The sequence below is a fragment of the Pseudomonas sp. GD04019 genome, from assembly GCF_029837695.1.
Lineage (GTDB): Bacteria > Pseudomonadota > Gammaproteobacteria > Pseudomonadales > Pseudomonadaceae > Aquipseudomonas.
In genome coordinates this window covers 114844-128378 of record NZ_JAOEEA010000001.1, presented here as the reverse complement: position 1 = coordinate 128378, position 13535 = coordinate 114844, and the positions used below count along the sequence as shown (strand labels likewise).

16 protein-coding genes are annotated in these 13535 nt (G+C 67.6%); 5 read left to right on the top strand and 11 right to left on the bottom strand.

Annotation, left to right across the window (positions count from 1 at the left end):
- Position 1: 1 nt before the first annotated feature.
- Both N7607_RS00675 and N7607_RS00670 read right to left on the bottom strand, forming a co-directional pair.
- The gene (locus N7607_RS00675) at positions 2-739 is read right to left on the bottom strand and encodes a hypothetical protein (protein ID WP_279864883.1); all 738 of its coding nucleotides are present in this window, start codon (positions 737-739) and stop codon (positions 2-4) included.
- Positions 740-749: 10 nt separating this feature from the next.
- Positions 750-980, bottom strand: a complete 231-nt coding sequence (locus N7607_RS00670) for a glutaredoxin domain-containing protein (RefSeq protein WP_279864884.1) — start codon at positions 978-980, stop codon at positions 750-752.
- A gap of 117 nt (positions 981-1097) precedes the next feature.
- Here N7607_RS00670 and N7607_RS00665 point away from each other — a divergent pair, with 117 nt between their 5' ends.
- Positions 1098-1664, top strand: coding sequence for a MarR family winged helix-turn-helix transcriptional regulator (locus tag N7607_RS00665; protein WP_279864886.1), 567 nt, complete (start codon positions 1098-1100; stop codon positions 1662-1664).
- Positions 1665-1735: 71 nt separating this feature from the next.
- Here the strand turns inward: N7607_RS00665 and N7607_RS00660 are convergent, their stop codons facing one another.
- Positions 1736-2158, bottom strand: a complete 423-nt coding sequence (locus N7607_RS00660) for a PaaI family thioesterase (protein ID WP_279864887.1) — start codon at positions 2156-2158, stop codon at positions 1736-1738.
- Positions 2159-2364: 206 nt separating this feature from the next.
- On the opposite strand from N7607_RS00660, the gene ung reads away from it, so the two are divergent.
- Positions 2365-3063: a uracil-DNA glycosylase gene (ung, locus tag N7607_RS00655; protein ID WP_279864888.1), complete on the top strand. Its 699-nt coding sequence runs from the start codon at positions 2365-2367 to the stop codon at positions 3061-3063.
- On the opposite strand, the gene N7607_RS00650 is transcribed toward ung, so the two are convergent.
- The 5 genes from N7607_RS00650 to N7607_RS00630 form a co-directional block, all read right to left on the bottom strand.
- Positions 3023-3916, bottom strand: a complete 894-nt coding sequence (locus N7607_RS00650) for a DUF6279 family lipoprotein (RefSeq protein ID WP_279864889.1) — start codon at positions 3914-3916, stop codon at positions 3023-3025. The genes ung and N7607_RS00650 overlap by 41 nt on opposite strands.
- A gap of 88 nt (positions 3917-4004) precedes the next feature.
- Entirely contained in the window at positions 4005-5090 is a 1086-nt protein-coding gene (locus N7607_RS00645) for an ABC transporter permease (RefSeq protein ID WP_279864890.1), read from the bottom strand.
- Entirely contained in the window at positions 5087-6025 is a 939-nt protein-coding gene (locus tag N7607_RS00640; RefSeq protein WP_279864891.1) for an ABC transporter ATP-binding protein, read from the bottom strand. Before N7607_RS00640 ends, N7607_RS00645 begins: the two co-directional genes overlap by 4 nt.
- Complete coding sequence (locus N7607_RS00635; RefSeq protein WP_279864892.1) at positions 6012-6995, bottom strand: HlyD family efflux transporter periplasmic adaptor subunit; 984 nt, start codon at positions 6993-6995, stop codon at positions 6012-6014. The genes N7607_RS00640 and N7607_RS00635 overlap by 14 nt, the downstream gene beginning before the upstream one ends.
- A gap of 1 nt (position 6996) precedes the next feature.
- Positions 6997-7641, bottom strand: coding sequence for a TetR/AcrR family transcriptional regulator (locus N7607_RS00630; RefSeq protein ID WP_279864893.1), 645 nt, complete (start codon positions 7639-7641; stop codon positions 6997-6999).
- 161 nt (positions 7642-7802) lie between these two features.
- Here N7607_RS00630 and N7607_RS00625 point away from each other — a divergent pair, with 161 nt between their 5' ends.
- From N7607_RS00625 to N7607_RS00615, 3 genes are read left to right on the top strand one after another with little or no spacing between them, the layout of a single operon-like run.
- Positions 7803-9791 carry an FUSC family protein gene (locus tag N7607_RS00625; RefSeq protein ID WP_279864895.1) on the top strand — a complete coding sequence of 663 codons (1989 nt, stop codon included), beginning with the start codon at positions 7803-7805 and terminating at the stop codon, positions 9789-9791.
- The gene (locus tag N7607_RS00620; RefSeq protein ID WP_279864897.1) at positions 9778-9984 is read left to right on the top strand and encodes a DUF1656 domain-containing protein; all 207 of its coding nucleotides are present in this window, start codon (positions 9778-9780) and stop codon (positions 9982-9984) included. Before N7607_RS00625 ends, N7607_RS00620 begins: the two co-directional genes overlap by 14 nt.
- Positions 9985-9994: 10 nt before the next feature.
- A complete protein-coding gene (locus N7607_RS00615) occupies positions 9995-10858 on the top strand; it encodes an efflux RND transporter periplasmic adaptor subunit (protein WP_279864898.1) in 864 nt (287 codons plus the stop codon).
- Positions 10859-11170: 312 nt separating this feature from the next.
- Here the strand turns inward: N7607_RS00615 and N7607_RS00610 are convergent, their stop codons facing one another.
- From N7607_RS00610 to N7607_RS00600, 3 genes are all read right to left on the bottom strand, one after another.
- Positions 11171-11641, bottom strand: coding sequence for a MaoC family dehydratase (locus tag N7607_RS00610; RefSeq protein WP_279864900.1), 471 nt, complete (start codon positions 11639-11641; stop codon positions 11171-11173).
- Positions 11638-12597 carry an alpha/beta hydrolase gene (locus tag N7607_RS00605; protein ID WP_279864901.1) on the bottom strand — a complete coding sequence of 320 codons (960 nt, stop codon included), beginning with the start codon at positions 12595-12597 and terminating at the stop codon, positions 11638-11640. The genes N7607_RS00610 and N7607_RS00605 overlap by 4 nt, the downstream gene beginning before the upstream one ends.
- Before the next feature lie 65 nt (positions 12598-12662).
- Positions 12663-13388 carry a transporter substrate-binding domain-containing protein gene (locus N7607_RS00600; protein ID WP_279864903.1) on the bottom strand — a complete coding sequence of 242 codons (726 nt, stop codon included), beginning with the start codon at positions 13386-13388 and terminating at the stop codon, positions 12663-12665.
- Positions 13389-13535: the final 147 nt, after the last annotated feature.

Here is a 13535-nt window from a genome sequence, read left to right as displayed (position 1 = left end):
GTCATTTCTCCTCTTTCCAGGTGGCCGGCAGCGACAGGTCGCCGGAGGCCACGTCCCATACGCTGGAGACGCACAGCAGCGGGTCGTGCAGGTCGGCGTTGACCTGCAGGGCGGCGGTCACGCCGTCGTAGTTGAAGCTTTGCGGGAAGCCGACCGCGGCCAGTGGTACACGGATGCGTGCGGCGTCGTTATTCACGCTGAGGTCATAGCCGGGCGAGTCGATGTAGATCGGCGCACCGGGCCAGGTGGCAGGCAGCTTGGGTTTGGCCCCCTCGGGGATGTCGCGCACCTTGAGGCCGGAAGGACCGCAGCTGGCGTCCTTGGTCAGCACCACCCAGTGCGAGTGCCAGAGACCGCCGTCGTTGTCCTTCTTGCCATCACGGTTTTCATCCAGCTGCGGGGTGTCATCGAAGTCCGGGTGCGAGGTCAGCGCCAGGGCGAGGATGCCCGAGCCCTGCTCGAAGCCGACGCTGCCGGCGTCCAGGCTGGTTGGCCAGACGTAGCTATACACCTCGGCGGCGGCGAAGCTGCCCTTGGCGGCCGGCACGCGGCTACCGGCTTTGCCGTCGACCAACTGTTCGAAGACCAGGTCGCTGCCGTCCTTGAAGACGCGGGTGTGTACCAGGTCGAAGGCGGCGTCGATCTTGGCGGTCTTCTCGCTGTGGATGCCGCCCGGGCCATGGGCCCAGGCCTGGCTGGCGAGGAGCGCGGTGAGCGCGAAAGCGAAGGGGGCTTTCATGGTCGGCTCCTTATTTGAGGTCGTCGATGGAAGCGCCGAAGTTCAGGTGCAGCACCTGGCCATCGACCACCAGCGCGGGCACCGATTTGACGCCGGCCTGTTCGGCCTCGGCCACGCGCTGTTTCTGATCGCCGAGATGGACGACCTCGACCTTGATGGCCGGGTCCAGCAGGTTGAGCAGCGTCTGTTCGGCCGAGACGCAAACGGGGCAGCCGGCGTGGTAGAAGCGTGCGTTGGTCATTTCGAGTCTCCTTCAGATTGATTTGGTATCGATTCGATACTGGCGTGAAGGCTACTCCCGTTCCGCTCTTTGTCAATATGGTTTTTAGTCGATACTATGTTTCGACAGGAGTGATATATGACCGGCACAACTCTCTTCGATCTGCTCGAGCGGCTGACCAGCCTGATGCGTGTGTGGAATCGCCAGCACCCGCTGCTGGCGGAGCTGCAGCCCATTCAGGTCAGTGCGTTGGTCTATCTGGCGCGCTGCAACCGCTACTCGAACACGCCGCTGGCGGTGACCGAGTACCTGGGGCTGACCAAGGGCACGGTGTCGCAGTCGCTCAAGGCGCTGGAGGCCAAGGGCCTGATCGAGAAGAGCCAGGACCCGCGCGACCGGCGCAGCGTGCATCTGCGCCTGACCGCGCCGGCGCTGGCGTTGGTAGAGGCCATCACGCCGCCGGATTTCCTGGTGACGGCGCTGGCGCAGATGGGTGAACGGGCGGTGGAACTGGAGGCGCTGTTCGGCAACCTGCTGCGGCAGATCCAGCGCAACCAGGACGTGCCGGGCTTTGGGCTGTGCAGCACTTGCCGTTTCCACCAGCAGCGCGACGGCGCCCCGTTCTGCGGCCTGACCGAGGAGCCGCTGATGCGCGAGGAAGTCGGGCTGATCTGCCGCGAACACCAACCGCCGGCAGCGGCCTGACAGTAGGAGCGAGCTCTGCTCGCGAATCGGAGCGCGTGAAAGCTTCGCGAGCAGAGCTCGCTCCTACAGGGTTACACCCGGGCGATGGTCGCCAGGCCGGTGGCGATCAGCTTCTCCGCGCCATCCTTCACCGCGAACACGTCGGCCCGGCACACCGCCTGGCGCTGGCCGGCCTTGAGCACCTCGCTGCGGCACACCAGGCGTTCGCCCAGGGCCGGCGCCAGCAGGTTGAGCTTGTACTCGCTGGTGACCACGTCGCCGACCATCGACGCCGCGGCCCAGGCACAACCGCTGTCGACCATGAAGCCGACCACCGCACCGTGCATGTAGCCGTGGTGCTGGCACAGGTCCGGCCGGCTATACACCTGCAGGCTGACCTTGCCCGGCGCGAAATCGAGCAGTTCGGCGCCCAGCAGCTGGGCGAAGGTGGAGTGCTGCAGCGCCTGCTCCAGGCGCTCGCGGCTGATGCCGGCTCCAGTCTCGGTGGTGCTCATGATCTGTGCTCCGCGGGTGTGGGAGCTTGCAGTCTTGGCCGACTTTCATTCCCGGGCCATGTGCATCCACAGGCGTGATGGATGGGCATCAGTAGGGCGGGTGAAACCCGCAGCGGGTATCGCGCAGGTTTCACCCGCCCCACGTCTTGACTTGCCCCGGTGCCTTGCCTAGCGTGCCGTTTTCGTATTTTCAGCAGGACAGCCGCATGAGCGCCGACGACCGCATCAAACTCGAACCGGGCTGGAAGGAAGCCTTGCGCGAGGAGTTCGACAAGCCTTACATGCGCGAGCTGAGCGAGTTCCTGCGCGCCGAGAAGGCCGCCGGCAAGGTGATCTACCCGCCGGGGCCACTGATCTTCAATGCGCTGAATTCCACGCCGCTGGAGCAGGTCAAGGTGGTGATCATCGGCCAGGACCCATACCACGGCCCGGGCCAGGCCCACGGCCTGTGCTTCTCGGTGCAGCCGGGCGTGCCGGCGCCGCCGTCGCTGGTGAACATCTTCAAGGAACTCAAGCGCGATCTGAATATCGACATCCCCGAGCACGGCTACCTGCAGAGCTGGGCCGAACAGGGCGTGCTGCTGCTCAACACCTCGCTGACCGTGCAGCAGGCCAGCGCCGGCTCCCACGCCGACAAGGGCTGGCAGCCGTTCACCGACAAGGTGATCGAGGTGGTCAATGCGCGGCCCGGCAACCTGGTGTTCCTGCTCTGGGGCTCGCACGCGCAGAGCAAGCAGAAGCTGATCGACGGCACGCGCCATCTGGTGCTGAAGTCGGCGCATCCGTCACCGCTGTCGGCCTATCGCGGCTTCCTCGGCAACGGGCACTTCAGCCGCACCAACAAGTACCTGGAGCAGTGCGGCCTCACTCCGATCGACTGGCGACTGCCTCCCCTGCAGGCGTAGCGCATTCCATCCCGGCGATATCCTCGCGCAGGGCGCCCAGGCTCTCGCCGAGTTGCTGGCGCTGGGCAGGGCTGGCGCTGGCGATCAGCTGGTCGAGCAACTGTGCCAGGCTGCGCTCGCCGTCGGCGAACGAGCGGCGGTACTCCTCGCTCCAGTAGCTCTGGCGGTCGCGCAACAGCGCCTCGATACGCCGCGGAAAATCGGCGCTGCGGCGGCCTTCCAGCTCCTGCAACAGTGCCGCCTGCCAGCGCTCGCGGCTGTCCAGCCACAGGCGATTCTGTTCGCCGCGTCGTGCAGCCCAGCTTTGCACCAGGGCCTGTTGCTGCTGGTCCAGCTCGCCGAACCAGGGCTCCAGGCGTTCCTCGGTGGTCTCGCGGCGCTTGGCGATCTGCTTGGCCAATGGCGGCTCGACGAATTCGTGGCGCAGTTTCTCGTTCTCCTTGGCCATCGACTGGCGCAGCTGCTGCACCTGCTGCGGGCTGAGCTGTTGCAGCAGGCCGGCGGCGGTCGGGCTGACCTCGCTGGACACCGTGCCGAGGGAATCCCGCAGGTCGCCGAAGCGGGCCAGCAGGTGGGCGGCGTCCAGCTTGCCGGCGGCCAGGTCGGCGCGGTCCTGGTCCAGCCAGCTGGCCAGTTGCGGCAGCTGGGTGCTGCAGTGCCAGGCCAGGTGCTGGTCCAGGCGCGGCTTAAGCCAGGCCTTCTGTTCGGCGTTGAGGTCGAGGTAGCTGTCGATGCGCCAGGTCAGCAACCAGTCGAGGTTGCGGTAGGCCAGGTCGAGGCGGCTGCAAGCGGTCAGCAAGGTGATGCCGGCCAGCAGCACGAGCAGGGGCAGGGCAGAGAGTCTTCGTCGCATGACAGGCCTCGTCTCGTTAGCCTGGGCCGAGCATAGTGCGTGCGGATGGCCGAGAGGTGACAACGACATATCCGCTAAAACTTGGGCCTCAATCCAGGCGTTTGTGGATGCGCGATACCGCCAGGCCCAGCAGAGCCGCGCAGAACACTATTAGGATCAGCATCTCCAGCCACAGTTCAAGCAAACCGGCCTCGCGCAGCATGATGCCGCGCGACAGACGCAGGTAGTGGGTCAGCGGCATCAGCTCGGCGATCCACTGCGCCACCTTGGGCATGCCGGCGAAGGGGAACATGAAGCCGGACAGCAATATCTGCGGCAGGAAGGTGAAGAAGGCCAGCTGCATGGCCTGGAACTGGGTGCTGGCCAGGGTGGACAGCCACACGCCCAGCGCCAGGCTGGCGATGATGAACAGTAGCGAGGCGCCATACAGGTCGAGCAGCGAGCCGCGCACCGGCACGGCGAACATCCAGTGGCTGACCACCAGGATCACCGACACCTGGATCAGGCCGATGCCGACGAAGGGCAGGACCTTGCCGATGGTCAGCTCCCAGGGCGACACCGGTGTGGCGATCAGCAGCTCCAGGTTGCCGTGCTCGCGCTCGCGCACCAGGGCGACGGCGGTGAACATCACCATGGTCATGGTCAGGATCACCCCGAGCAGGCCGGGTACCGTGTTCAGCGGTGCCAGACGCTCCGGGTTGTAGAAGTTGACCACCTCGACCCCCGGTACGCTGCTCCAGCCGGCGAGGGGAAACGCTGCCAGTTGCCGGGCCGAGGCCTGGACGCTCTGGTCGGAGCCGTCCACCACCAACTGCAGGGGAGGACGACTGGGGTCGTGGCGCTGCAGGCGCGTGTCGAAGTCGTGCGGTACCACCAGGGCGGCGCTGATCCGGCCCTGGCGCATCAGTTGGTCGATCTGTTGTGGGTTGTCCAGCCGGTACTTCACCTCGATCACCTGGCTGGAGGCGATCTCCGCCACCGCCTCGCGCGACTGCGCGGTGTTGGCCTGGTCCAGCACGGCGGCCTCGATGCCGCGCACGTCCATGTTGATGGCGTAGCCGAACAGCACCAGCTGCAGCAGCGGCACGCCGGCGATCATGACGAAGGTCAGCTTGTCGCGGCGCAGCTGGCGCAGCTCCTTGAGGACGACGGCGCCCATGCGACGCAGGTTCATGGCGTGGCCTCCAGCGGCTTGCGGGTGACGGCGACGAACACGTCTTCCAGATTGGCTTCGCCGTCGCGCAGCTCGGCATCGACCCCGGCGCAGCGCAGGGCGGCGGCGATGTCGTCGCGAGCGTTTTCGCTGGCGCAGAGCACGCGCAGGGTGGCGCCGATCTGCGCGCTGGCCAGCACTTCCGGGTGATCGTGCAGGGCGCGCTGGGCCGCGCGCGGTTGGGCACATTCGATCAGCAGCGGGTGGCCGGGCAGGGCGTCCATCAGCTCGCGCGGGCTGCCGTCGGCGACCAGGCGGCCGGCGTCGAGAATCCCCAGGCGGGTGCAGCGCTCCGCTTCGTCCATGTAGTGGGTGGACACCAGCAGGGTGGTGCCTTCCTCGGCCAGCTCGAACAGCGAGTCCCAGAACTCGCGGCGCGACTGCGGGTCGACGGCGCTGGTCGGTTCGTCGAGCAGCAGCAGGTCGGGCTTGTGCAGCACGGCGCCGGCCAGGGCCAGGCGCTGCTTCTGCCCGCCGCTCATGGTGCCGGCCATCTGCTTGCGGCGGTCGGTGAGCCAGTAGCGCTCCAGCACCTCGTCGATGCGCTGGCGGGTTTCGCGGCGGCCGATGCCCTGCACGGCGGCGAGGAATTCCAGGTTCTCCAGCACCGTCAGGTCCTCGTAGAGCGAGAACTTCTGGGTCATGTAGCCGATGCGCCGCTTCAGTTCCTCGGCATCGCGGGGGATCTGGCAGCCGAGTACCTCCACCTCACCCTCGCTGGGTTGCAGCAGGCCGCAGAGCATGCGGATTGTGGTGGACTTGCCGCAGCCGTTCGGGCCGAGGAAGCCGAACACTTCGGCGCGCGGCACGGAGAGGTCGAGGTGGTCGACCGCGGTGAGCTTGCCGAAGCGTTTGCTCAGGCCGCGGGCGCGGATCACCAGGTCACGGTCGCTCATCGCGTTCATCCGCAAGGCGTTGCGCCTGCAGGGGCAGGCCGGCCGGCAGCTGGCGCGCGGCCTCGCTCTCCAGAACCACCTCGGCGCGATACATCAGGCGGCTGGCGTCGTCGCCGGTGAGGGCGTAGTAGGGGGTGAAGCTGGCCTCGCTGCGGATGCTGCGCACCTTGGCCGTGAAAGGTTGCTCGATGCCTTCGACATGGATGCGCATGGCGTCGCCGACCTGCACCTCGGCGCGGATGCTGGCGGGGATGAACACGCGGGCGTAGGGAGCCTCGCCGACCAGCAGGCTGACCAGTTCGGCACCGGCCGGCGGCTGGTCGCCGACCTTGAACGGCAGAGCGTCGACCAGGCCGGCGCGGGGCGCGCGCAGGCTCAGGTGCTCGCGGCCGACTTCCAGCTGGGCCAGGTTGCCGCGGGCCGCGTCGAGCGCGGCGGCGGCCTGCTCCAGCTGTTCCGGTCGGGTGCCGTTGGTCAGCTCGCGCAGCTGCGCCTCGGCGCTGCGGGTGGCGGCGCTGGCCTGGTCGCGGGCGGCGCGCGAGCGATCCAGCTCGGCGATGGCCACCTGCTTGCGCTGGTACAGCGCGGCGATGCGCTGGAAGTTGCGCTCGGCATCGGTCAGCTCGGCGCGGTTGCGCGCCAGGGTGGCGCGGGCCGCGTCGATGGTCTCGCTGCGGGCGCCGTTGCTCAGTTCGGCCAGGCGCGCGGCGGCTTGGTCCACTTCGCCGCGGGCCTGGGCGATGCGCGCGTCCTGGCGCCGTGGGTCCAGTTCCAACAGGAGTTGGCCGGCCTCGACCCGATCACCCTCGGCGACTTTCCAGGCGAGGATGGTTTCCGAGGCCTCGGCGGGCACGCCCACGCGGTCCCACTCCAGGGTGCCCAGCAATTGTTCGCCGGAGGAGTCGCAACCGAACAGGCTGGCGATGAGCAGGCCGGCCAGCAGTGGGCGAGAGAACGGCAGACGGTACATCTCAGGGCTCCATGCCGCCCTTGAGCAGGGCGAGCGTGTGGGCGATCAGCGCGTCGTCGCCGATCTGCGGGTTGGCGAACACGCCGCGCCAGATCGGCGCGGCCGCGTAGGGGAGAAGGGTGAGACCGATCAGCGAGACCACCAGCAGGCGCGGGTCCAGATCGGGGTTGAGCGCGCCACGGGCCTGGGCGGCGGCAAATTTCTGCGCCAGCAGCAGGGGCACCAGCGGGGCGACGCGGTCCATCAGGCGTGCGCGCAGTACGCCGCCTTCGCAGAGGATCTCGCGCACCCACAGCTGGGAAATCCACGGGTGCTGGGCAACGTTGCGGCTCATGTCGCGGAGGAAGGCTTCGACCAGGGCGAGCGGGTCGTCGCCTGCTTGCTGCAGGCCCTGGGCGGCGGTCATCACCAGCGGCAGGAAGCGCTCCTCGACCATGGCGTCGACCAGCTTGTCCTTGTTGCCGAAGTAGTAGTTGAGCAGGGCCGGGGTCACTCCTGCACGCTCGGCGATGGCGCGCAGGCTGGTGGCCTGGATGCCCTGGTGGGCGAACAGGTCGGTAGCGACGTTCAGCAGCAGCTCGCGCTGCACTGTGGCATCGGCGGCGGGGCGCCCGGGGGCGCGTGGTTTTTTGGTCTGTTTGCTCATGGGGTCAATAATTAAATACACGGTTAATTAATTGCAACCGCCGTTCGTCCATCCCGCCAGTGTGGACGAATATGATTAGCCGGCTAATAATTATATTTGGTTGTTTGGTCAGCTTCGTCAGGGCCATCTACCTTCTTTCTAGAGCCTTCCTGGTAGTCCTCGTGCGCGATTTCCTCTCGGCCTTGCTTGCTCCCGATCTCGCCGCCCTGCAGTTCGCCTGCAAGACGCTGCTCAGTGGCGGCCTGGCGTTGTGGTGCGCCATGCGCTTCGACCTCGACCAGCCGCAATGGGCGCTGATGACCGCGTTCATCGTCGCCCAGCCGCTGGCCGGCATGGTGGTGCAGAAGGGCCTGGCAAGGTTGCTCGGCACCCTTATCGGCACGGCGCTCTCGGTGTTCTTCATGGGTTTGTTCGCCCAGGCGCCCTGGTTGTTCCTGCTGGTGATGGCCCTGTGGCTGGGCCTGTGCACGGCGGCCTCGACCCTGCTGCGCAGCGCCTGGGCCTATGCCTTCGTGTTGGCTGGTTACACGGTGGCGATCATCTGCCTGCCGCTGACTGGCAAGCCGTTGCTGGTTTTCGACGAGGCGGTGGCGCGCTGTACCGAGATCTGCCTGGGCATTCTCTGCTCCATGGCGGTCAGCGCCGTGCTCTGGCCGCAGCGCGTGGAGCGCGTGGTGGTGCAGCAGGCGCGTGCGGCCTGGCAGGGCGGGGCGCAGGCGGCGGCCGCCGCGCTGCAGGGGCATGCGGCGGGGCGCCAGGGCCTGCTGGAAACGCTCGGGCGCATCGTCGCGGTGGATGCCCAGCGCGAACATGCCTGGTTCGAGGGGCGTCTCGGCCGCCAGCGTGCTCGTGGCCTGCGCGCACTGACCCGCGAGCTGCTCGGCCTGTTGCGCCTGGCCCGTGGCGTGGCGCGGCAGTGGCAGCAGTTGGACGAGGCCGACGTCCATGCGCTGACGCCGGCGTTGAACGAAGTCCAGGCGCTGCTCGCCGAGCCGGACCTGGCCGGCCAGGAAGTCCTCTACCAGCGCCTGCTGGAACAGTCCCACGACGCATCCATGCCCCTGGCGTGGCAGTACTGCCTGGGCCGCATGGCCGTGCTGGTGCGGCAGCTGTCGCGGGCCCAGGCGACGCTCGATGCGGTGGTGCGTGGCGAGGCTCCGCAGGGCGCACCGCCGCCCTTGTCCTGGCACCGCGATCTGCAGACTGCTGCCGTTTACGGCCTGCGCAGTTGCCTAACGCTACTGGTGCTATCGGCCTTCTGGCTGGCCACCGGCTGGCCGGCCGCCAGCGGTGCGCTGCTGCTGGCCGCGGTGGTGTGCAGCCTGTTCGCCAGCCGCGAGAACGCCGACGTGATCGGCATGGCCTTCCTGCGCGGCATCTTCTACGCGCTGCCGGTGGCCTTCTTCGTCGGCCAGATTCTGTTGCCACAGTGGAACGGCTTTCCACTGCTATGCATGGCCCTCGGCGTACCGCTGTTCTTCGGCCTGCTGGCCATGTCGCGCCCGGCACTGGCCGGCGCCGCGACATCCTTCTGTCTGCACTTCATCGTGCTCTGCGCGCCGCGCAACGACATGGCCTACAACGTCGCCTTGTTCCTCAACGAGGCGCTGGCCATGCTGATCGGCGTTGGCTGCGCCGTGCTGGCGCTGCGCCTGATCGTGCTGCGCAACCCGGTGTGGCATGGCCGTCGCCTGCTCAAGGCGACGCTGGATGATCTGGCGCGGCTCTGCTCACGCCGCCTGGAAGGCGCCGAGAACTGGTTCGGTGGGCGCATGGCCGACCGCCTGCTGCAGCTGGCGCGTTTCTATCCGCAGCTGCCGGAGGGTGGCCGCAGTCGCTGGGACGATGGCATCGACAGTCTCGACCTGGGCGACGAGCTGCTGCACCTGCGCGCCTGCCTGGCGGCGGCACCCGCTGCGCCGCGCCAGGCCGAGCGGCGCTTCTTCGACGAGGTGCAGGCATTGCTGCGGCGTGGTCCGGCACAGGCGCGCGGCGACGACCTGCAGGCGCCGGCGGATGCCCTGGCGCGAGCCCTGCACGACCAGCCGCCGGCCATCGAGTTGCGCCTGGCCGAGGCCGCGTTGCTGCAACTGACTCACAGCTGGCGCCACTGGTGCGACAGGCAAGGAGAACCCCATGGCGTTGCGTGAGTTGACCCTGGGCGGCGTGCTGCTCAGCCCCATGCTGCTGTACGCGCTGCTGGCGCTGCTGCTGACCGGCGCCTTGCGCCTGGGCCTGCAGCGCGCCGGCCTGGCGCGCTGGATCTGGCACGAGGCGCTGTTCGACTGCGCCCTCTATGTTTGCGTGCTGGCGGGGCTGCTAGCCCTGTTCGCCACCTGGTAAGGAGTTGGTAATGAATGCACTTCCGCGCGTGGCGGTGACCCTGGTGGTGGTCCTGCTGGCCCTGTTGGCCGGCTGGTGGCTGTGGCACTTCTACATGATCTCGCCCTGGACCCGCGATGCGCGGGTGCGTGCCGACGTGGTCACCATCGCGCCGGACGTGTCCGGCTGGGTGGTGGAGCTGAAGGTGCGTGACAACCAGCAGGTGAAGGTCGGCGACCTGCTGATGAGCATCGACCGCGAGCGCTACCAGGCGGCGCTGGACAAGGCCCGCGCCCTGGCCGAGACCCGTCGCCAGCAACTCAACCTGCGCCAGCACGAGGCCTCGCGCCGCGCCCACCTCGGCCCGCAGGCAATCAGCGCCGAGCTGCGCGAGAACGCCCAGATCAACGCCGCGATCGCCCGCGCCGAACTGCAGCAGGCCGAGGCGGAGGTCAAGCTGGCCGAACTCAACCTGAGCCGCAGCGAGGTGCGCGCGCCGCGCTCCGGTCAGGTCACCAACCTGCACCTGGCCCAGGGCAACTTTGTGCAGAGTGGTCAGGCGGTGATGGCGCTGGTGGCGGACGATTCCTTCTACGTGCAGGCCTACTTCGAGGAGACCAAGCTGCCCGGCATCCGCGTTGGCGCACCGGCAGAGGTGATCCTGATGAGCGGCAGCGAACCGCTGCGGGGCAAGGTGCAGAGCATCAGCCGCGGCATCACCGACCGCAACGCCGCACCGGATGCGCAGCTGCTGGCCAATGTCGAACCGACCTTCAACTGGGTGCGCCTGGCCCAGCGCATCCCTGTGCGTATCGAGCTGGAGGAGGTGCCGCAGGAGTTGCCGCTCAGTGCGGGAATGACGGCTAGCGTGCGGATCATGGAGGCGCAAGAGTAGGGCGCTAGCCCCTCTCCTTCCGGGAGAGGGGCCGGGGGTGAGGGTGCCGTCGGCAGCTCTCAGTAGTAGCCCGGATGCAATCTGGGAAGCAGGCAGCTCCGCCCCGGATTGCATCCGGGCTACTTTGGAACGTGCGGATGATGGCAAGCATGAAGTGGCGTTGAAACCAGAATAGGGCGCTACTTTTTCTTTCCTCCCCCCAACCCTGGCTGCGCGCCCCGCTCCAAAGGGAGAGGGAGTAAAAAGGCCGCTCATCGAGCGGCCTTTGCATGTGCAGTCGTAGCCCGGATGCAATCCGGGGCGAGGGCTACATCAACCCACCGTGACTTTCGGCATCTCCGGCATAGTCAGGGTCTGCTCGGCGCGCGGGGCCAGCACTTCGGCTTCGCCGTCCACCACTTGCTCTTGGTTCTGGTTGAACACGCGGGTGGCCAGGCGTACGCGGCCCTTGGGCAGTTTTTCCAGCACTTCCAGCTGCACGGTCAGGGTGTCGCCGAGTTTCACCGGGCGGGTGAACTTGAGCTGCTGGCCGAGGTAGATGGTGCCCGGGCCGGGCAGCTGGCAGGCGATGGCGGCGCTGATCAGCGCGCCGCTGAACATGCCGTGGGCGATGCGCTCCTTGAACATGGTTTCGGCGGCGAAAGCGGCGTCCAGGTGCACCGGGTTGTTGTCGCCGGAGACGGCGGCGAACAGCTGCACGTCGCGCTCTTCCACGTTCTTCACCAGGCTGGCCTGCTGGCCGACCTCGAGGGCGTCGTAGGGGATATTGGTGACCTTAGTCATACGGGTTCCTTGCTGGGAGTGGGGCACTGGCGGCTGCGGGCCAAGGTCCGCTCCAGCCAGTCGCGCAGGTAGTCGGTGACCTCGTCGCGGTTGCTCTCGTTGAGCAGCTCGTGGCGGGCCTCGGGGTAGATCTTCAGTTCCACATTGGCGATGCCGGCGGTGCGCAGGGCACCGGCCAGGTGGCCGAGGCGCTTGCCTTCGCTGACCGGGTCGCGGTCGCCGCCGATCACCAGCAGCGGCAGATCGCTGTCGATCTGCGCCAGGTTGCGTACCGGGGTGATCTGCTGGAAACCGTCCATCAGGTCGCACCACAGCTGGGTGGTACAGACGAAGCCGCACAGCGGGTCGGTCACGTACTTGTCGACTTCCGCCGGGTCGCGGCTGAGCCAGTCGAAGCCGGTGCGGTTGGGCTTGAAGGCCTTGTTGAAGGAGCCGAAGGAGAGGAAGTCGATCAGCTTGCTGCGGCCCAGAGGGCCGAGGCGCCAGCGCTCGAAGCGGGTGATCAGGCTGGCGGCCTGGTACAGCGGCAGCGGCTGGTAATTGGAGCCGGAGAGGATGGCGCCCTGCAGGCTGCAGCTGTGCTGCATCAGGTAGGCCATGCCGATGTAGCTGCCCATGCTGTGGCCGAGCAGCAGGATCGGTGCTTGCGGATGCTGCTGGCGGATGTGGTGATTGAGGCTGGCGAGGTCGCCGACCACCTTGCTCCAGCCGTCCTGCTCGGCGTACAGGCCGAGCACGCCCTTCTCTGCAGTCACGCCATGGCCGCGCTGGTCGAGGGCGTACACCTCATAGCCGTCGGCCACCAGGCGCGCGGCCAGGCGCGCATAGCGGGCGGCGTGTTCGGCCATGCCGTGGGCGATCATCAGCACCGCCTTGGGCGGGGTGTCGGCGTGCCAGTGGAGTACGTGCAGAGGGGTGCCGTCGCTGGCGCCTATCCAGAATGCTTGCTGGTGCATGGCGGTCCTTGTGCCCAGGGGAGTCGCGGCATTGTGCATGGCTTGTTCAGCCAGGCAAAGGGCCGTTAGCGCCAGCTGTTGTGGCGTTTGAGGATGCGCATGTACTCGCCGCTGGCGTGCAGTTCGCGCAGGCCGCGTTCGAAGATGGTGGCCCAGTCCGGCTGGCCGGCGCGCTGGGCCGCGAAGCCGACCACCAGCGGGATGCGTTCCAGCGCCGGTTCCTGCCACACCAGGCGGCCGCGCAGCTCGGCATCGCCGGCCACCAGGTACTCGCCGACGATGCGCTCCAGCAGCACCAGGTCGAAGCGCTTGGCCGCCAGCTTGCGCAGGTTGCTGATGTCATCCACCGCCTCCTCGGCGACCAGACCGGAGGCGAGCAGACGCGGCGGATAGCCATAGCCGCGCACGATGCCGACCCTGCGTCCGTCCAGATCGGCCAATGAGCCGAACGGCTGCGGATCGCGTTGGCGCACGAACAGGCCGAGCTGGCTGTAGAACAGCGGGCGCGAGGCGGTGAGCTGCTCTTCCTTGATCTCCTGCGGCCACAGGGCGAGGGCGCCCTGGTAGCTGCCCTGGCGCAGTTCGGCACGCGCTCGTGCCCAGGGCAGGAAGTCGATCTGCGGGGTGTAGCCCTGGGTGGCGAATGCCCGTCGGGTCAGCTCGACGATGCTGCCACCGTCCGCCAGTACCTGGCTGCTGTAGGGCGGGTATTCCAGGGTGACCAGGCGCGGCTGGGCCGCCAGCGGCAGGCAGAGCAGGGCGAGTACGACGAGGAAGAGATTGCGCGGCATGGCTGGCGGCATTCGGGAGCTGATTAGTAGCTATAGCCCAGCCGCGGATGAATCGCCGAAAAGCATGGTAAAGATTCACAGGGTCAATGGTGACCCTCGACTATTTGCCTGCCGTCCCCGAGCTGCTAAGTTCCGGACCAGTCCGGT